The 18,034-nt window shown below is 70.7% G+C and carries 16 protein-coding genes and 1 pseudogene; 9 read left to right on the forward strand and 8 right to left on the reverse strand.

All coding sequences use genetic code 11. From position 1 onward, the window contains the following. Positions 1-79: 79 nt before the first annotated feature. Positions 80-346: a hypothetical protein gene (locus OO52_RS24880; protein WP_030645970.1), complete on the forward strand. Its 267-nt coding sequence runs from the start codon at positions 80-82 to the stop codon at positions 344-346. Between the two features lie 68 nt (positions 347-414). On the opposite strand, the gene OO52_RS24885 is transcribed toward OO52_RS24880, so the two are convergent. Further along, positions 415-1,224, reverse strand: coding sequence for an SDR family NAD(P)-dependent oxidoreductase (locus tag OO52_RS24885; RefSeq protein ID WP_030645973.1), 810 nt, complete (start codon positions 1,222-1,224; stop codon positions 415-417). 102 nt (positions 1,225-1,326) lie between these two features. On the opposite strand from OO52_RS24885, the gene OO52_RS24890 reads away from it, so the two are divergent. The 3 genes from OO52_RS24890 (at position 1,327) to OO52_RS24905 (ending at position 4,001) form a co-directional block, all read left to right on the forward strand. Continuing rightward, positions 1,327-2,178 (forward strand): helix-turn-helix domain-containing protein, encoded by an 852-nt coding sequence (locus tag OO52_RS24890; protein WP_030645975.1) that lies wholly within the window; start codon positions 1,327-1,329, stop codon positions 2,176-2,178. A gap of 185 nt (positions 2,179-2,363) precedes the next feature. Further along, the gene (locus tag OO52_RS24895) at positions 2,364-2,696 is read left to right on the forward strand and encodes an antibiotic biosynthesis monooxygenase family protein (RefSeq protein ID WP_030645977.1); all 333 of its coding nucleotides are present in this window, start codon (positions 2,364-2,366) and stop codon (positions 2,694-2,696) included. Positions 2,697-3,122: 426 nt separating this feature from the next. After that, the gene (locus OO52_RS24905) at positions 3,123-4,001 is read left to right on the forward strand and encodes a GNAT family N-acetyltransferase (RefSeq protein WP_030645981.1); all 879 of its coding nucleotides are present in this window, start codon (positions 3,123-3,125) and stop codon (positions 3,999-4,001) included. 218 nt (positions 4,002-4,219) lie between these two features. Here the strand turns inward: OO52_RS24905 and OO52_RS24910 are convergent, their stop codons facing one another. Continuing rightward, positions 4,220-4,492 (reverse strand): hypothetical protein, encoded by a 273-nt coding sequence (locus tag OO52_RS24910; RefSeq protein WP_158712555.1) that lies wholly within the window; start codon positions 4,490-4,492, stop codon positions 4,220-4,222. Beyond that, a complete protein-coding gene (locus tag OO52_RS24915; RefSeq protein WP_030645985.1) occupies positions 4,489-5,508 on the reverse strand; it encodes a DNA polymerase Y family protein in 1,020 nt (339 codons plus the stop codon). Before OO52_RS24915 ends, OO52_RS24910 begins: the two co-directional genes overlap by 4 nt. A 301-nt stretch (positions 5,509-5,809) precedes the next feature. Between OO52_RS24915 and OO52_RS24920 the strand changes: the two genes are divergently transcribed. Together OO52_RS24920 and OO52_RS24925 are read left to right on the forward strand one after the other, a co-directional pair. Then, on the forward strand, positions 5,810-6,505 hold the full coding sequence (locus OO52_RS24920; RefSeq protein ID WP_030645987.1) for a glycerophosphodiester phosphodiesterase: 696 nt from the start codon (positions 5,810-5,812) through the stop codon (positions 6,503-6,505). Between the two features lie 436 nt (positions 6,506-6,941). Beyond that, the gene (locus tag OO52_RS24925; protein WP_030645989.1) at positions 6,942-7,556 is read left to right on the forward strand and encodes a dihydrofolate reductase family protein; all 615 of its coding nucleotides are present in this window, start codon (positions 6,942-6,944) and stop codon (positions 7,554-7,556) included. Positions 7,557-7,809: 253 nt separating this feature from the next. Here OO52_RS24925 and OO52_RS24930 read toward each other — a convergent pair whose 3' ends face one another. After that, a complete protein-coding gene (locus OO52_RS24930; protein ID WP_030645991.1) occupies positions 7,810-8,661 on the reverse strand; it encodes an EamA family transporter in 852 nt (283 codons plus the stop codon). Positions 8,662-8,822: 161 nt separating this feature from the next. On the opposite strand from OO52_RS24930, the gene OO52_RS24935 reads away from it, so the two are divergent. Further along, entirely contained in the window at positions 8,823-9,626 is an 804-nt protein-coding gene (locus OO52_RS24935) for an SMI1/KNR4 family protein (protein WP_030645993.1), read from the forward strand. 11 nt (positions 9,627-9,637) lie between these two features. Here OO52_RS24935 and OO52_RS24940 read toward each other — a convergent pair whose 3' ends face one another. From OO52_RS24940 to OO52_RS24950, 4 genes and pseudogenes are all read right to left on the reverse strand, one after another. Next, positions 9,638-11,086, reverse strand: coding sequence for a serine/threonine-protein kinase (locus OO52_RS24940; RefSeq protein WP_078877313.1), 1,449 nt, complete (start codon positions 11,084-11,086; stop codon positions 9,638-9,640). A 211-nt stretch (positions 11,087-11,297) separates the two neighbouring features. Further along, positions 11,298-11,841 (reverse strand): annotated as a pseudogene (locus OO52_RS54255) (NF041680 family putative transposase); the annotation flags it as partial. A gap of 109 nt (positions 11,842-11,950) precedes the next feature. After that, complete coding sequence (locus OO52_RS24945) at positions 11,951-12,358, reverse strand: DUF3224 domain-containing protein (RefSeq protein WP_030645997.1); 408 nt, start codon at positions 12,356-12,358, stop codon at positions 11,951-11,953. Positions 12,359-12,463: 105 nt separating this feature from the next. Beyond that, entirely contained in the window at positions 12,464-12,661 is a 198-nt protein-coding gene (locus OO52_RS24950) for a hypothetical protein (protein WP_030645998.1), read from the reverse strand. 470 nt (positions 12,662-13,131) lie between these two features. Between OO52_RS24950 and OO52_RS24955 the strand changes: the two genes are divergently transcribed. Further along, positions 13,132-15,744 carry a glycoside hydrolase family 2 gene (locus OO52_RS24955; protein WP_030645999.1) on the forward strand — a complete coding sequence of 871 codons (2,613 nt, stop codon included), beginning with the start codon at positions 13,132-13,134 and terminating at the stop codon, positions 15,742-15,744. A gap of 111 nt (positions 15,745-15,855) precedes the next feature. Continuing rightward, positions 15,856-18,033 (forward strand): GH92 family glycosyl hydrolase, encoded by a 2,178-nt coding sequence (locus OO52_RS24960; protein ID WP_078966016.1) that lies wholly within the window; start codon positions 15,856-15,858, stop codon positions 18,031-18,033. Position 18,034 lies beyond the last annotated feature (1 nt).

Raw genomic sequence — 18,034 nt, forward strand, 5'->3', positions numbered from 1 at the left:
GTCTAGAAATGATCAAATCTTCACCCGCCGTCCGAAGATCGGTGCGACCCGGAGCAGCACCCGTGTCCTTGCCGGGGTCGTGGCCAGGACCGTGCAGCTACCGGACGCGACCGCGCTGGGCGGCAAGCCGGTCGTCCGGGACGCCACGGGTCGGCCGGACTTCGAGCGGCCGCAGGACCGGCTGGCCCGGCGTGGTGCCAGGGCGGCCCGGGAGGCCGAGGAGTGTCCGGCCCACTTCGTCGCTTTCGATGTGCTGCGGTTGTATGGCACGGACAGCACCTGCCCCGGACGAAGCAAGCTCCGGCAGTCGCCGGATCGCACGGTCGGCAGGTGGTACGGGTCGTAGGTGAGCCTCCGGCCTGACCGCCCCCGGCGGAGGCGGCCAGGCCGGAGGCTGGTCGGGACGGGTGCCGGTCAGGCCAGGCGGGTGGCGGTGAGGCCGCCGTCCACGTTGAGCGTGACGCCGTGCACCATGGCGGCGTCGTCACTGACGAGGTACAGGACGCCCTTGGCGATGTCGTCCGGCCGTACGACCACCCCCGCCGGCGTGGTCGCGGTCATCGCGTCGAGCTGCGCGCGGGCTTCCTCGTTGCCCGGCGTGAGGGTAGCCCCGGGCGCGACGGTGTTCACCCGCACACCGCGGGGCCCGTACTCCGCGGCCCAGCTGCGGGTGAGCTGCTCGTCAGCGGCCTTGGTCGCGGAGTACATCGCGGCGTAAGGGCTGCCGAGCCGGGCCATCCAGGAACCGATGGTGACGATGGCGCCGTGGCCCCGCTCGGCCATGGCCGGCGCCATCGCGGCGACCAGGACGTGAGGGGCCCGTACGTTGACGGCGAGCATGGCGTCCAGGTCCGCATCCGGCAGGTCCTCGGTCAGCGTGGCCGGGTAGATGCCCGCGTTGTTGACCAGGATGTCGACGCGTCCGCCGAGCGCGCCCGTGGCCTGTGCGGCGAAGGCGCGGAGCTCTTCGTAGCTGCCTGCCAGGTCCGCCGCGACGAAGTCGGCACGCCCGCCGGCCTGCCTGATCTCCTCGACGATCCGCTGCCCCTGGGCCGCCTGCCGGCCGCTGACGACGACGTGGGCGCCCTCTCCGGCCAGTACGCGGGCGATCGCCTCGCCGATCCCGCTGGTCGAGCCGGTGACGACGGCGGTACGGCCGGTCAGCCGGGAGCCGGGGGCGAGGGGGGTGCCGATCTTCGTGTGATGTGTGTGAAGGGAAGTCATGGGTCCCGTTGTAGGTCGGCCCGAGGGCATCGGGCCAGGTCAGGACGTACCTGGGCACGGCAGGACCACCCAGGGCGCCGACGGGCCGCCTACCCTGGAGGCATGTCACGCGACCGCGCCGCACTCGGTGCGTTCCTCCGCTCCCGTCGGGACCGCCTCACCCCCTCCCAGGCGGGCATCGAACCCTTTCCCGGGGCCAGACGGGTGCCGGGGCTGCGCCGGGAGGAACTGGCCGTGCTGGCCGGCCTGAGCCCGGACTACTACAGCCGGCTGGAACAGGGACGCCAGGCCAACATCTCCGACGAGGTGCTGGACGCGTTGGCCCGGGCACTGCGCCTGGACGAGGTCGAGCACGCTCATCTGCGCGACCTCGCCGCGCCCACGCCGCGGCACCGCGCCGCGACGACCGCGCACGCGATGCAGCGCCCCGATCCCGGGCTGCTGCGGCTGATGCACACCCTCGACCACGTCCCGGTGCTGCTCCTGGGGCACCGCGGCACGGTCCTGGCCCGCAACGCCCTGCTGACAGAGGTGCTCGGCCGTCCGCTGGAGCCCGGGACGTCGTTCGTCCGCTACATGTTCCAGGACCCCGCCGCCCGCGAACGGATCGTGAACTGGGCGGAGTTCGCCTCGGCCACCGTCGCCACGATGCGCCGGGAGACCGCTCGCCGCCCGCACGACAACCGTCTGGCGGCACTCATGGCCGAGCTGCGCTCCGGCGACGACGATGTCGCCCGCTGGTGGGACGACCACACAGTCCGTGACTACACGTCGGTGGCCAAGCACATCCAGCACCCCACGGCCGGCCCGCTGTCCTTCGACATCGAGATCGTCTGCGCGCCGCACGAGCCGGACCAGCGGCTCGTCGTCTACACGGCCCAGCCCGACTCTCACACCGCCCGCGTCCTGCCGATCCTGGCCAGCTGGAACACCGCGCGCGCCGCAGCCTCCTGACGGCGCGCTCCGGGTCGAGGGCCGTATACGGCCGACGTCGCCGGGCGCGGACGTCTGCCGTCATCGCCGGCACCCCGATCCGCTCCCGACGTTCCACCGACTGCTCGTCGTCCAACGCGGTAGCCACCGAAGAATCACGTCAGTAGCCTTGGCGCCGTACGCTCCTTACCGACGGAGGGCTCCGCATGACAACCTCGTTCGTCCGCCCCGAACCGCCGTACTACGCAGTGATCATCACCACCCGGCCGGCAGCGGACCTCGAGGGCTACGCAGCCATGAGTGAGCGCATGGCCGAACTCGGTGAAACGCAGCCCGGCTATCTCGGCCGCGAGTCGCTGACGGACGAGGACGGCCGGGACCTCGTCGTCATCTACTACGCAGACGAGGCATCGATAGCGGCGTGGAAGGCTCATCCCGAACATCTCGAGGCACAGCGACTCGGACGTGAACGCTGGTACTCCTCGTACAGCGTGGAAGTCGCGCGGGTGGAGCGCGCCTACGCCTTCAGCCGCGATTGAGGATGGGAGCCCGGCCGACAACTGACGCCCGGCCCCTGTAGGACGGCCTGTCACCGTTGGACCTCGGTCAGCGTCAAGACGGACTGGCAGACGAAATCGACTACCGGGACCGGCACGCGGTCGAGTGCGGCATCAATCGCCTCAGGTGCCACCGGGCCCTGGCCACGAGGGGCGGCAAACTCGCGGTCCGCTGCGCGGCAACCGAGCTGGTCGCGGCCGTCAGCGAATGGCTGTGACCGCAAGCTCGCACCGGCTGCTCGTTAACCCTTTGCCGGGGAGCCGAGGGTCAGCTAGCTTCTCCCAGCCGTCCGATGTTGTTCGGGACCGGCGCCGTCGACGAGGAGGAGGTGTGGCGCACATGTGCAGGAGTGCCCAGCGATTGAGCCCGCGCACCGACCTTTGCCACCTCCTCACGACGGAGACACCTTGTCGCTTCGCATCACCCCACTGACCGACCCCGCTGACGGGCCGAACAGCCGGCGTCTGGCATGGCTGGCGTCCGACGCCGATTCCATCCCTGTCGGGACAGCCTTCCTGCGGCTGTTCGCCCATCCCGCACAGGAGCACCTGGCCGAGCTGACCCTCGGTGTCCATCCCACGGAACGACGCAAGGGCGTCGGTTCCCGGCTCGTCGGCGCCGCCGTGGCTGCTGCCCGGGCCCATGCCCGACGCCGCGTCATCGCGCAGGCCGAGGCCGGCTCGCCGGGCGACCACTTCCTGCCGACGCGCGGTTTCCGCAAGGTCCTCACCCTGAGGTTCTCCCGCTTGTCACTGGCCGATGTGGACACCACCGCCCTCGTCCGCATCATCGAGAGTCCGCATCCCGGTTACCGGCTTACGTCATGGCACGGAACCGTGCCGGACAGCCTCGCCGAGACGTTCGCCGCCTCGCGTCGCGCCATGGACGACATGCCTATGGATGACGCCGACCACGGCACGGTGACCTGGGACGTGGACCGTGTCCGGGCCGCGGCGAAGGCCGTCGAACAGCGCGGCGACCACCTGCACACCGTCGTCGCCGTCGACGCCGACGGGTCGATCGCCGGGTTCACCGAGCTGGTCGTCCCCGGCGACGGCAAAGGTGACGGCCAGCACTACGGCACCGGCGTACTGCCCGAACACCGTGGACACGGCCTCGGCCGATGGATGAAGGCCGAGTCGATCCGACACGCCCATGTGCGTCATCCAGACCTCGGCGGCCTCCTGACCGACACCGCCGACAGCAACACGCACATGAGACGGATCAACGACAGTCTCGGCTACACACCCACCCACACGACACACCAATACCAACTCGACGTATAGCGGCAGACGGACGGTCCGGGCCTGGACAAGAGCGGGGCGAGCTGCCGCATGGTGAAATTCGTGCGAGGTAATGCACGGCGACCAGCAAGACCCGCTCACCCAGCGTGTCCCACGACGGTGCTGACAACCTCAACATGGGGCAGTGACAACCGTCTTGGGCGCCAGGGCAGGAGCCGGCACGACCAGGATGGCCGGCTGCCGCATAGCGGGGTCCCGGTCTATGGCTGGTCGGGCCAGACAGCCAGCGGTTCGACCGACTGCTCGTCCGTGAGGGTGAGGCGGGCGCCGGGCATGCTTCCGTACTCCCCTACCCAGCGGCGGAACTTGTCCCGTGCCACCTCCTCGCGCTCCCACCAGCCGTGCTGTACCGGCCGGCCGCCGGATTCGAGCAGCAGGTGGTAACGGCCGGAGGCGGTCAGGTGTGGCCGGTGCGGCTCCGGGGCGTCCGGGGCCGCGCTCGCGCCGTCTCGCCTCCCCAAGAGAGCGTTCATGAGGCCGGGCGCAAGGGCAGGACGGTGGCCGGCCCGATGGATGCGGGGCCGAACTTGTCGCGGATGCGGTCCATGGCCTGCTCGGCGGCCAGGCGGGACTCCCGGGCGCCGTCCAGGCTGATCTGCTCGGCGACCTGACCTGCATCGACGAGGTCCTCGGCCCGCAAGCCGATCCCGGTCAGGCGGGCGCGTTGCAGGCCGGCGGCGTCCATCAACTGGTAGGCGACGGCGCGCAGATCCTCGTCGTGGGCGGAGGGTTCGGGCAGACGGCGGGTCTTCTCCCAAGCGGTGCCGCCCGCGAAGCGCAGGGTCAGGGTGAGGGCGCGGGCGGCCTGGCCGCGATGGCGCAGCCGGACGCCGAGCTGGACGACGAGGTCGAGCAGGGCGGCCCGCACGGCGGCGCCGTCCAGGGTGTGGCTCGTGAAGCGATGGCGTACTGCGGCGGAGGCCGGCAGGGCCCGGGGGACGACGGGGCGGGGGTCGATGCCGCGGACGCGGTCGGCGGCGAGCCGGCCGGCCTTCTTCCCCAGCAGACGCTGCACGGTGGCCGGGGAGACAGCGGCGAGCAGGCCGACCGAGTGGATGCCGTAGTCGCGGAGCACGGCCGCCTGGCGGGGGCCGATACCGTGCAGGGCCTCCACCGGCAGCGGAGCGAGCCAGTCGGAGATCTGTTCAGGGGCGATGGCGAGGACGCCGCCTGGACCGTTGATCTGGGCGGAGGCGGTGGCCGCGACGGTGATCGTGGGCCCGATCCCCACCCGGACGTCGACCCCGAGGTGCGAGAGGGTCCGCACGCGCAGGATTTCGCCCAGGTGAGCCGCGTCCGTGCCGTGGTAGCGCAGGGCGCCTTTCAGCTCGGCCAGGGCCGCGGACGGCGGCAGCGCCTGCACGACCGGGGACAGATCGGCCAGCAGTTCCAGTACCCGCCGGTAGCTCTCCTCCGGCAGCCGGTCCGGGCAGCGCACATGCATCACCGTCGCCAGCGCGGTCGAGACCGACTTTCCGTCGTCGTTCACGGTGCTCACCTCCCACCACTCACATTATCGAACAGAAAATCGAACACGCGAGTGCAGTGAGGTGATCACGGTGTGACGGGACGGCACGGTCCGCGCATGGCCACTGCTCCTCGCGAGCGGCGTCCCATGCCCCCGTCCTGCCTTGACGCGTGCTCCGGCGTGGTCAAGGCGGGCCGAGCGCGCGGCCGGACGGGACCCCAATTAGGCTTGGGCGCTCGGACGGGCCGCCGTCCGCCGCCCGGCGGGAGGTACGGCGCTCGTGCGGCTGCACCGGAACAGCACGCCCAGGGAGGGCAACCGAGTGTCTTTCTTCACCATCGGCCACCGCGGTGTCATGGCCGCCGAGCCGGAGAACACCCTGCGCTCCTTTCTGCGGGCCGAACGCGAGGGTCTGGACGGCATCGAACTGGACCTGCACCTGAGCAGGGACGGCGAGCTGGTCGTCATGCACGACGACACCCTGGACCGCACGACGGACGGCTCCGGTCCCATCGCCGACCAGGAGTTGAGCGAGCTCAAGAAGCTCGACGCCGGCCTCGGCGAGCGCATCCCCACGTTCGAGGAGGTCCTGGACGCCGTCGGGCCGACGCTGCCGATCCAGGCCGAGATCAAGGACGTGGCCGCCGCCCGGTCGCTGGCCAAGGTGATCGCCGACCGCGACCTGCTGGACCGGGTTTCGGTGCTGTCGTTCCACGACGTGGCCCTGACCGAGATCCACAACCTGCTGCCGCAGGCCCGCACCGTGCTGGTGGCAGGCGCCAGCGCGCACCGCGACACCTTCGTCGGCCGCGCCCAAAAGGTGGGTTCCACCCTGGTCAGCGTGGATCTGCGCCAACTGAACCTGGCCATCGTGGAGAAGTGCGCCGCCGCCGGCATCGACGTGATGGCCTGGACCGTCAACGACGAGCGCGACCTGACGCTGGCCCGGACGCTCGGCCTGGTGGGCTGCGTGACCGACCAGCCCGGCATGAAGCGACTGGTCGAGGCCACGGCCTGACTTCGTGGGTCCGGGACCGAACCGGCGCCGGGTCGCGTGCCTGGTACTCCTCACCGTCCACGACCCTGGCGGCGGTGACACGCCTGGCCCCCGACGCGAGACAGCCCCGGCCGACGTGTCCGTCGGCCGGGGCTGAACCCGTGGAACGTGTGGTTGTGAAGGGCGGTCGCCTACGCGGCGAAAGGCTCTGCGGGGCTTCAGCCGAACGATCGTCCCCGCAGGCAATAAGTGAGGCCCGGGGACACTGTCCCCTTCACCACCACGCCTCCTACAACCGCACCCGCCTACCGGACATTCCCGAGCCGTCCGGCCCGCGCAGGTAGGTCTGATGCCAAGGTCGATCCGTAGGCCGCGGCAGACGGTCTACCAGGCTCGCATCCGGCACACACTTCCGCGCCAACGATGAGTTCGGGCAGTGGATCGGGTCTGCCCTGGCATGACTCGCATCGTCGCTGACATCTCGGTCTCCCTCGACGGCTTCGTCACCGGCCCCGACCCCGCCCCGGACAACGGACTGGGCACCGGCGGCGAGGCCCTGCACACCTGGGCCTTTTCCGATGACCCCGACGACCGCAGGTATCTGCGCGAAGGGACCGCCCGGTCGGGCGCCGTCGTCCTCGGCCGCCGGCTCTTCGACGTGGTCGACGGGCCGTACGGCTGGGACGACACGTCCGGCTACGGCGCCGGCGAGGTCGGCAAGCCCGCGTTCGTCGTCGTGACGAGGTCTGAGCCGAAGTCGGTACGGCTCACCGATCTCGACTGGACGTTCGTCACCACCGGTCTGCGCGCCGCCCTCGCCACCGCGCGCGAGCGTGCCGAGGCGGCGTCGTCGGACAGCGGCAAGGACCTCGACGTCGTCCTCATGGGCGGCGGCGCAACGATCCGCTCGGCGCTCGAAGCCGGACTGGTCGACGCGCTGACGCTGCACCTCGCGCCCGTCGTGCTGGGCGCCGGGACACCACTGTTCACCGGCGGGGCGCCGCGCACGCTGGCACAGCGGAGCGTGACCTCGACGTCGACCGCGACACACCTGACTTACGACGTCCTGTGACCGCGACGAACTGCGCACAGGAACATCAGCAGAGGGAAGGGCACCCGTGGTGGTGGCGGCAGACGCGGACCTGGCCGCAGCCACGCGGAGCCTCGGCGAGGCCTCTCAGTACAACGCTGCGCATGGCCACCGACGTGCGCTACGGACTGGCTCGGTCTGGACGCGGGACCCCCCCGGTGGCAATGGCCCAGCACATCGACGCCGGCATCGTCTGGATCAACTCGTACACGGGACCGTCACATGACCGCCGTGTTCAGCGCAGTGCGATGAGCGCGATGGCGGCGGCCGCGCACACCAGTCCCGCGGTCTGCCGGCGGGTGAGCCGCTCGTGCAGGAAGGCCAGTGCCAGCACCACCGGGATGGCCGGGTAGAGCGCGGACAGCACGGTGGCCACGGCCATCAACTGGTGCCGCGTCGCGTCGAGGTACAGGATGATGGCGACCGTGCCGACCACACCGGCCACGGCGGCCACCGACGCGAGCCGGCCAGGCATCCGCACCGGAGACCGGTACCGGACGAGCACGACGGCGATCACCACCACGGACGCGACCCGGCTGACGACGACCGGCCACAGGCCACCGTCCGCCCCCACCTGCGCCATCGCCAGGAACTGCACGCCGAACCCGGCGCTCGCGACCAGCGCGGCGGGTACTCCAGCGGTCACTGGCAGGTTGATTCCCCGCTCCCGGCCCGGTCCAGAAGCCTGCGTGACGAGCCACAGCGCGGGGAGGGCGGCCACGATGCCGACCCAGGCGGCAGCGGCCGGGCGTTCACCCAGGAAGGCCACGCCCACCAGGACGGGGAGGGCGACGGCCCCCACGTCACTGACCGGTACGACGACGCTCATCTGCCCCTGCGACATCGCCCGGTACAGGAACGCGACCCCGACGCCCGTACCGGCCCCCGAGAGCGCGCCGAACCAGTAATCACCGGCCGTGCCGACGCCGCCGGAGGACGACAGCGCCGGCAACACCGCGACGGCGCTCCCGGCGAGCTGTGCGTACAGGGCCACGGTGATGCCGTCGGCTCTGCGGGAGACGAGCCCGTTCGCGAAGTGGGTGACGCCGAAGCAGAGGGCGGAGGCCAGCGCCAGGGTCTCACCCACGCGACCTCCCAGCGGGCGGCGGGCCTTTCCAGGACGGCGAGGCGTCGGCACACGAACACATACCGGCGGCTCTACCCGGGATCCCGGTGATGATGGCACCCGCGTTCCGGAGATCAGGGCGAGCCCATCCATTGTCAGTGCCGTGCGCTTCACTGTCCGTCATGGAGCTCACGCAATCGACCGTCAACGACCTGCTGGGCCGGCTCGGCCCGGGGGACGACCACATGTATCTGCCCGGCGACCTGGACCCGGAGGCCCTGGCCGACCTGCTCGCCGACAGGTACGGCGCCCCGCGCACCCTCGTCCTCGACGGTTTCACCGATCCGACGGTCGACGATTCCAGGGGCGCGGCTCTCCTGGTTCCCTTCGCGGACCGGGCCGTGACGATGCGGGCGTGGGCGTACGGGGACCAGTGGGTCGGCACGGGTACGGCGCGAGACGCCGAAGGGGTCGAGCGGCCGGTCCTGGTGGTCGCTCACAGGGAGGTGCCGGAGCCTTTGGCGGTCGCTCCGGACGAGGGCGAGGACGTCGACTGGGTGGAGCGGCTCATACGGATCACCGGCTGGACGCATCCCGCCCGGCGGCCGGATGTGGACTGGGCGGAAGTGGAGTCACGTCTGGGCACCGTGCTGCCGAGCGACTACAAGCGCATGGTCGAGACGTTCGGCGTGGGCGCCTTCGATGGAAACCTGGACCTGAACCAGGAGCCGTGGACGAGACTCCGGGAGGACGGGCTGCTCATCTGGGCGGGCACGGAGCACGAGGACCTGTACTGCTGGAGGGCCGACGGCGACGACCCCGACCGTTGGCCCGTGGTGGTCCGGTCCTTCGACAGCCAGGACGTCCGCTTCGACTGCCAGGCCGCGGAGTTCGTCTGCCGCATCCTCGTCGACCCGCACCACCCGTTCACGATGGCCCGCTATTTCGACACCCACTGGTTCATGAACTACCGGACGAACGACTGACCGAACCGCTCTCAGTCCTCTTTCTTCTTACGGGGCAGTTTCTGATGTACCTCTTCAGCCTTCCGGGACTTGTCGGGCCGCTCGCTGGAGGGTTCCGTTTCCCTCTTGCCACGCGCCGCCGTTTCGGACGTTCGCGCGACTCCGCTGCTTGGTGTGACCGGTGCGGTGCTGTGAGCGGGCGGGGGCGTGGTGCCGTGGGTAGGTGTGTCGGTGGCGGGCGTCCGGCTCGGCACAGCGGAGGCGGGGCTCGAAGCTTGGTCGTGGCCGGTGACATGAAGCTGCCCGGCGGGGACGTCGCGGGTGGCGGGCTCGGCAGGGTTAGATCCCGCTGCTTCGCTGGGCACGGACGCGCCTGGCGTGTGGGCTTTCGCGGAGGGGCTGCTCACCGCCCGTGTCGCTGTGTGGTGCGCGGATCCGTCGGATACGGCGACAGTGGCGGCCATGGCAGCCGCCAGCGCGGCGGCCGTGCCGGCGACCAGGTAGCGTCCGCGCGTGGACGCGGCCTTCGGTGCGACCGTTCCGGCGCCGTGCGGTGCATGCGGGTGCGTGAGGTCGGCCCATGCCGGTACCTGCTCGGGAACCAGGCTCGTGACGTCGGCCGCGGGTGGGACGGGCCTGGGACCGGTCGACTCGGCCAGGGCGGCCAGGGCGGTCAGGGTCCGGGCGCAGTCGTCGGCTGACGGGCGGGCCTGCGCTTCCAGGGCGGTCATGTCACCCAGCAGGGCCGCGAACCCCTCCGGCAGGGAATCGGGCAGTTCGGGCCGCCGGTGGAGCCGCGCGATCGCGGCCTCCAGGGGAGCACCGTCGTATTCGAGCCGGCTCGTGACGCATTCGAGGAGCACCAGCCCGAGGGCGTAGACGTCGGCTGACGGGCCGACGGACTGGCCGAGCACCTGCTCGGGAGACAGGTAGGCGGCCGTGCCGATGAGCGTGCCGGTGGTGGTGCGGGTGGTGGCGTCAAGCAGGCGGGAGATGCCGAAGTCGGTCAGGTGGGGGCGGCCGGACGTGTCCAGGATGATGTTCGACGGTTTCACGTCGCGGTGAACGATGCCTGCGTCGTGCGCGTGGGCCAGAGCACGCGCGAGGTCGGCCCCGAGGGCAGCGGTCTCCCCGGGGGACAGGGGTCCCTCGGTGATGCGTGCCTTCAGCGTAGGGCCGTCGATCAGCTCCATCACCAGGTAGGCACGTCCGTCGTGCCGGCCGGCGTCGTAGACGGTGACCAGGCCCGGGTGTCCCAACCGGGCAAGGATCACCGCCTCGTTGTGGAAGCCGTCCTCCCTGTCGTCACCGGTGCCGACGCGGAAGACCTTGACGGCCACCGGTCGTCGCAGACGCAGGTCGAAGCCACGGTGGACGTCACCGGCGCCGCCCGAGCCGATGACCGCGTCCAGGCGGTAGCGCCCGCCCAGCACTTGTGCGGAACACCGGAACGGCGCCAGAGCCGACTGGCGGAGCCTCATGTCATCTCCCACTGCTTGTCCAGGTGCTGCCCACAGGTGCGCCTGCAAAGGGGGCGCCGCACACGCGTACCCATGAGGTGCCGAAGTACCCCTGCGCCCCGTTCCTCGACTCGATCGGTGAGGCTGTCGGTGTGCGTTCCGGGGCAGGCGTTCTGCTTGATCTTCATGGTCTGGCGTGGTCACGTTCGGCGATGGTCAAGGGGTCTGCCGGCCAAACGGGAAGTGGATCGTGTCCGCCGGGCAGGTGGGCGACATCCAGGCGGATCAACGTGCGTTCCACAACAGGGAGTTCGCGGGGCCATGCGGAGCCTGGTAAGGCGAGGAGGGATGCGGTCCCAGGCCGTGGCGCAGGCGGTGCCGTAGCGGCCGGTGACCCGGGCCGTCGCGGCATCAGGCTCACCCCAGGTGTGTCCGGCTCGGCGAAGCGGAATTCCTTGCCGTGCTTGGGCGGGTGTCCCCTTGCGGCGGTGAGTTCCACGGCGCCAAGACCCCGCTTGCGCGTCGCGGTCGCCCGCCTTCCAGCGGCCCATGCCGATGAGGTCCTCGACTACCCGGCGGACCTTGGCCGCGGTGGTCTCCGCGACGTCGAGCCGCAGGGCGTCCAGCATCTGGCACGACGAAGTCCGGCCACAATCGGTCCGCACTGGTCGGTGCGTCCGGCCGGAGCCAGTGGGTGACGTCCACCGCCGGGACCAGGCGCCGTCGGCGACCTCGGACCGCGGCAGCCCGGCCAGCAACTGCCGCAACCGCGGCACATGGTCTTTTGTGGAGCACTGGATCAGACGAAGGCCGTTTGCACGTCCCCGGACGCCTCGTTCGGGCGATCATGTTCGGGTCCTCGTCGGAGGCCTACAAGCCCCCCGTTCAGTCGAGCTGGTAGTCGAACCAGATGCGATGCGTGCCGTCAGCCTCGACGGCCATCCCTCCGGCCCCGGAGATCCCCGTCAGCTCGCCGGTGCCGCTCGAAGGCACGATGGTGAAGAACTCCGCTGTCCGGTCGCTGCCGGTTGTTGTCGCCGAGTGCACGAAGTTGAAGCACCCCTCCCGTCCGTGCAGCGAGCCTTCGAATGACTCCATGGCCACATACGTGCCGACGCCGGTCGACTGGTCGAACGCGGCAGTGAACAGGGTCGCCGAGCGCCCCACGACCTCTCCCTCGAAGTGTTTCTCCATCGTCGCGACACCTACCGGCAGCCCAGTGGACACAGCAGGCTCGGGCTTCAGCTCGGTCGGGACGAACGCTTTGACGGTGAAAGTTGCCGTAGCTCTCATGCACCGACCGTACCGAGGCGGTCCGACAGACGGGGCCGAACCGCAGGCGGCCCTGGGGCCGGGAGGCGACGAAGACCTTGAAGGACAAGCTCAGGGTACGGCCGCCTACTGATAGCAGGGGGGCGCGCACCGCACGGTGATCGTGCCGCTCTCGCGGGCCGCCGTGGAGTCGCTGTGGGTGACGGCCGTGGGGGTCTCGCTGGTCTCCCAGGGCATGGGCGCGGCCATCGCCTGCGCGCCGAGGGCGGTGAAGGCCGCGGTGGCCACGAACACGACGGCCAGCGCACGCTTGCGCAGATGCACGTGAACTCCTTACGGAATGGTGAGGTTCGGCTGCCGGCGCCCGTCTCGCAGACGCTCACCCGGCCGGCTGCCAGTCTCACCGTGCGCGTCACCCCATGCCAAGGAGTCCGGCGTGGGCTTCGGCGGATCTCCCTACGATCACCGCGACCGGCGGACCGCGTTCCGCACCAGGTCACTTGAGGCTCGGCATCCTCGATGCCCACGGCCTCGACCTCGTCGACCGTGATGCCGGGCGGTGGCCCCCCAGGTGGGACGCGGATGCGTCGGCCGTCAACGGCGGCTCCGCGGCCGGACGTTGCGGGGACGCCGTTCTGCCGGGCGAAGCCGCTCGGCCCCTGGACGGAGATCGGAATCCGTGTTGTCATGCTCAGTGCTGCTCTTGACAACGTTGTACTGGCGGCTCGTCCACCGCACCACAGCCGAGTCGCCACCGAGACCCGAGCACCTCCGCCCGCGTCACTGGAGGATCCGTGCGCACCGGACGACTCAGAGAGAGGCTCACCCTTCTGCTGGCCGCGGCCCTTGGGGCGGCAGGCCTCATCGCCGCCCCGCACGCGAGCGCCGCGGCCGGGGAACCCGCACAGGTTCACGGCCTGAAGGGCGAGTACCACACACAATCCGCGCCTGGCGCCTTCGACTTCGGCGAGTTGAAGGCCACCGGCTTCGACCAGAACCTCGACTTCGACAACCTCGAACCGCGCCTGACGTTCACCACGGGCCGGTCGGACGACGTCAGTGTCCGCTGGACCGGCAAGCTGGTGCCGGAGCGGAGCGGACCGCACACCTTCGCGATCAGCGGGGACAACGGCTTCCGCCTGTGGGTCGGCGGCAAGCTCGCCATCGACCACTGGGTCGACGACTGGGACCGCGAACAGACCTCCGCTGCCATCGATCTGACGGCCGGTACGGCCTACGACTTCAAGATCGAGTACTTCGAGCACTTCGGCGGTTCGAACCTCCACGTCCGCTGGACCGAGCCCGGCGGCACCAAGGAGGCCGTCCCGCAGTCGGCGTTCCTCCTGCCCGACGGCTTCGATTACGACGGCGCCACCAGCGCCGCGGTCCTCGCCGACGGACGCACCCTGAAACTGGAGTTCACGCATCCGCCGGCCGCGCCGCCCGCGGACTTCACCACCCACCTGCGGGCCGTGATCGGCGGCGCCGACTGGCCGCTCGGCACGACGCGCCTCGACCCGGCCGATCCGAACGCGCTGCTCGTCGCGCTCAACGAGCCGGTGGTCGGCAACAAGACCGGTACCGCACGCGGCAGGGCCGACGTCCGCTACGACGGCGAGGGCGGCCTCACTACGAGTGACGGCAACGTTGTCAGTGCCTTCTACAGCAGCGGACCCAACACCTCCCGCCACGAACTGCGCACCCGGTGGGCCGACGAGGTGGGGCCGGACAACGCACTGCCGGAGTACCCCCGCCCCCAACTGACCCGGGACGCCTGGCGCAACCTCAACGGCCGCTGGCAGTTCGCCGCCGCCGAGGCCGGCGAGCAGCCGCCCGTCGGCAGGACGCTGCCCGAGCGGATCCTCGTCCCGTACCCGGTGGAGTCGCAGCTCTCCGGGCTCGAGCGGCCGGAGGATCGGATGTGGTACCGGCGTACCTTCACCGTTCCCGCCGACTGGCACATCGGCTCCGGCACACGGCTGCGGCTCAACTTCCAGGCCGTGGACTGGCAGGCCGAGGTGTACGTCAACGGCCACAAGGTCGCCGAACACCGCGGCGGTTACGACAGGTTCAGCGCCGATGTCACGGACGCGCTGCTGCCCGGCCGAACCCAGGAGCTGATCGTCGGCGTGTACGACCCGACCGACGGCGCGGGCGGCCCCAACCCGCCCGTCGGCAAGCAGCGGCTGGATCCGAGCGGCATCTGGTACACGCCCAGTTCCGGCATCTGGCAGACGGTGTGGATGGAACCGGTCGCCCGGGACCACGTCGGCTCGTTGAAGCTCGTCCCCGACCTGGCCCACAACCGTCTCACGGTCGAGGCGCAAGGGGTCCGGGACGGCGTACCCGTCACGGCGACGGCGTACGACGGACACCGCAAGGTCGCCACGGTGCGGGGCCGCACCGGCGGCCCGCTGCATCTCACGATCACCGACCCGCACCTGTGGTCGCCCGACGACCCGTTCCTGTACGGGCTCCGGGTCAAGGTGGGCGCCGACCGGGTGGGCAGCTACTTCGGGATGCGCTCGATCGCCGTCGAGAAGGTGAACGGCGTCCCGCGTACCGTTCTCAACGGCGCGCCCGTCTTCATGATGGCCACCCTCGACCAGGGCTTCTGGCCGGACGGTCTGTACACGGCGCCGACCGACGAGGCGTTGGCATACGACCTGAAGGTGCACAAGCGGCTCGGGTTCAACGCGGTCCGCAAGCACATCAAGGTCGAGCCCGACCGCTGGTACTACTGGGCCGACCGGCTGGGCCTGCTGGTGTGGCAGGACATGCCGGCGACCACGGCGGGGGTGGACCCGGACCCGGCGGCCCGCGCCGAGTACGAGCGCGAGATGAAGCGGATGATCGACGAGCACATCAGCAGCCCGTCCATCGTCATGTGGGTCACCTTCAACGAGGGCTGGGGCCAGTACGACGAGGCGCGCATCGCCCGGCAGGCCAAGACCTGGGACCCGAGCCGGCTGGTCAACGGCATGTCGGGGCTGAACCTCGGCCGCGACGGCGGAGCCGGTGACGTCATGGACGAGCACGGCTACCCCAGTCCCGCCCTGCCGCCGCATCCCGACGGCGAACGGGCCCTGGTAGCCGGGGAGTACGGCGGTCTCGGGCTCGCGGTGCCGGGCCACGCCTGGTCGGTCCAGCAGTCGTACGTCGACGTGGACCCGGCCGCCTACACCGACGACTACCTGCGGAAGCTGACCGAGGTGCACGCCCTGGCGTGCGAGGGCGGCAACGGCGCGGTGTACACGCAGATCTCGGACGTCGAAGGAGAGCTCAACGGCCTTCTCACGTACGACCGTCAGGTGCTCAAGCCCGACGCCGACCGGCTGCTCACCGCACACCGGGCGCTGATCCGCGACGCCTCCCGGGCGACCCCGGCAGGCTGCCCGGCGAGCTGACGCCCGTCCGCGGTCACGGGGGCGCGTGCCCGCGTGGCCGCGGACGCAGGGCGGCCCCCGTGCCGCCCGTCCCACATCCGTTGTCCGGCACACCGAACTCCAGAGGCGCTCATGACATGGACGCGCACCATCGGACTGTGTCTGGCCGGAACCCTGGCAGCGACCACGCTGCTGGCGGCTCCCGCCACCGCACGGCCCGACCGCGGCACCGGCACGGCCCTGACCGATCTCGTCAACCCGTTCATCGGCACCCAGAACGAGGGCAACACCTACCCCGGCGCGGCGGTGCCGTTCGGCATGGTGCAGCTCTCCCCCGACACCGGCCACGCCACCGGGTACGACTACGCCGACGACCACATCCGCGGCTTCTCCCTCGTGCATCTCTCCGGCGTGGGCTGCGGTCTGGGCGGTGACCTGCCCGTGCTGCCGACCACCGGCGACGTCACGCAGACGGATTACGCCCGCTATGCCGCCCGCTTCTCGCACGCCGACGAGGAGGCGAGTCCCGGCTACTACCGGGTCCGCCTGGACTCCGGCATCGGGGCGGAGTTGACGGCCACCCGGCGCACCGGCGTGCAGCGCTACACCTTCCCGGCCACCGACAAGGCCAACGTGCTGCTCAACGCCGCCCAGTCGTTGCACCGGAACGTCACAACCAAGGTCGAGATCCTCGACGACCACACCGTGCGCACCGCCATCACCGGCCGCGGCTTCTGCCAGGACACCCAGCCCTACACCGTCTACACCCTCACCCGCTTCGACCGGCCTTTCACCGCCTACGGCACCTGGAACGGGTCCACCGTCACCGACGGGGCGCGGACCGGCTCCGACGGGGCCTACGTCCGGTTCGACACCGGTGAGGACCGCACCGTCGAGGCGACCACCGCGCTGTCGTACGTCGACGCGCGCGGGGCGGCCGTCAACCTCCGTGCGGAAGGCGGGCGTTCGTTCGACACCGTGCGGGACCAGGCCCGGCGAACCTGGGAGGACCGCCTGGGCGACATTCGCGTACGAGGCGGTGCGGACAGCCTGCGCCGCACCTTCTACTCGTCGCTCTACCGCTCGTTCCTCGCCCCGAACGTCGGCAGTGACGCCGACGGCCGCTACACGGGATGGGACCAGCGGATCCACCGCGCCCGCGGTTTCACGTACTACCAGAACTGGTCGCTGTGGGACACCTACCGCACCCAGTCCCAGTTGCTCTCCCTGCTCGCGCCGCGGGAGGCGCGGGACATGGCGGTCTCGGTCGTCAAGATCGACGAGCAGGCGGGGTGGCTGCCGAAGTGGGGCTACGGCACCGTCGAGACGAACATCATGACCGGTGACCCGGTCACTCCGTTCCTGACCAACGCCTACCAGCAGGGCCTGTTGAAGGGCTACGAGGAACAGGCGTACCGGGCGCTGCGCAAGAACGCCGACGGGGTCCCGCCGGCCGCGTCGCCCGCCGTGGGACGGGAGGGCAACCGCGAGTACCTCGCCCATGGCTACGTGCCGTACCTGAAAAACCGTCCGCACACCAAGCCGGGCGACTCGGACTACGACCACGGCGCCTCCGCGACCCTGGAGTACGCCTTGTCGGACGCCATGCTGGCCCGGATGGCACGCGACCTCGGCCATGGGCAGGACGCGGACCGCTACGCCGCCCGCTCACGCAACTACCGCGCCCTCTTCGACCCCTCGACCGGTTTCTTCCGGGCCCGCGACGCTTCGGGCGCCTTCACCGGACCGGACGATCCGGCCGAGAGCGAGGGCTTCCACGAGGGGACCTCCTGGCAGTACCAGTGGCTCGTGCCGCAGGATCTGCCCGGCGTGGTGGACCTCATCGGGGGACGGGAAGCCGCCAACGCCCGGCTCGATTCCTTCTTCGCCTACGACCGGCTGCTGGAGGATCCGGCGAAGACGGCGAGGGAGGTGTGGGTCAACGGCCCGTACGAGTACTACAACGCCGACAAGTACAACCCGCAGAACGAGCCGGACCTCATCGCCCCTTACACCTACCTCTCCACCGGCCAGCCCTGGAAGACCACGGACGTGGTGCACGCGGCGCTGACCCTGTTCACCGACAGCCCCACCGGCATGACCGGCAACGACGACCTCGGCACGATGTCCGCCTGGAACGTCCTGTCGTCCATCGGCCTCTTCCCGGTCCAGCCCGGCTACGACACCTGGGGCCGCAGGTGCCGGGGGCGCGCCGTCGCCCTCGGCACCGGTCGCCGCCCCGGGAGCGGCCCCTGCGTGTCCCGTTCGGGAAAGACGCTGGATCGCCGGGCGCGTCCCGCCGTACGGTGAC

This window comes from Streptomyces flaveolus, from assembly GCF_000716535.1.
Classification (GTDB): Bacteria; Actinomycetota; Actinomycetes; order Streptomycetales; family Streptomycetaceae; genus Streptomyces; species Streptomyces flaveolus_A.

Coding starts and splice junctions, on each gene's coding strand:
- OO52_RS24935 (WP_030645993.1), top strand. CDS start 8,823: ATGGAGCTCACGCAATCGACCGTCAACGACCTGCTGGGCCGGCTCGGC.
- OO52_RS24885 (WP_030645973.1), bottom strand. CDS start 1,224: ATGACTTCCCTTCACACACATCACACGAAGATCGGCACCCCCCTCGCC.
- OO52_RS24940 (WP_078877313.1), bottom strand. CDS start 11,086: ATGAGGCTCCGCCAGTCGGCTCTGGCGCCGTTCCGGTGTTCCGCACAA.
- OO52_RS24960 (WP_078966016.1), top strand. CDS start 15,856: ATGACATGGACGCGCACCATCGGACTGTGTCTGGCCGGAACCCTGGCA.
- OO52_RS24895 (WP_030645977.1), top strand. CDS start 2,364: ATGACAACCTCGTTCGTCCGCCCCGAACCGCCGTACTACGCAGTGATC.
- OO52_RS24925 (WP_030645989.1), top strand. CDS start 6,942: ATGACTCGCATCGTCGCTGACATCTCGGTCTCCCTCGACGGCTTCGTC.
- OO52_RS24890 (WP_030645975.1), top strand. CDS start 1,327: ATGTCACGCGACCGCGCCGCACTCGGTGCGTTCCTCCGCTCCCGTCGG.
- OO52_RS24910 (WP_158712555.1), bottom strand. CDS start 4,492: ATGAACGCTCTCTTGGGGAGGCGAGACGGCGCGAGCGCGGCCCCGGAC.
- OO52_RS24945 (WP_030645997.1), bottom strand. CDS start 12,358: ATGAGAGCTACGGCAACTTTCACCGTCAAAGCGTTCGTCCCGACCGAG.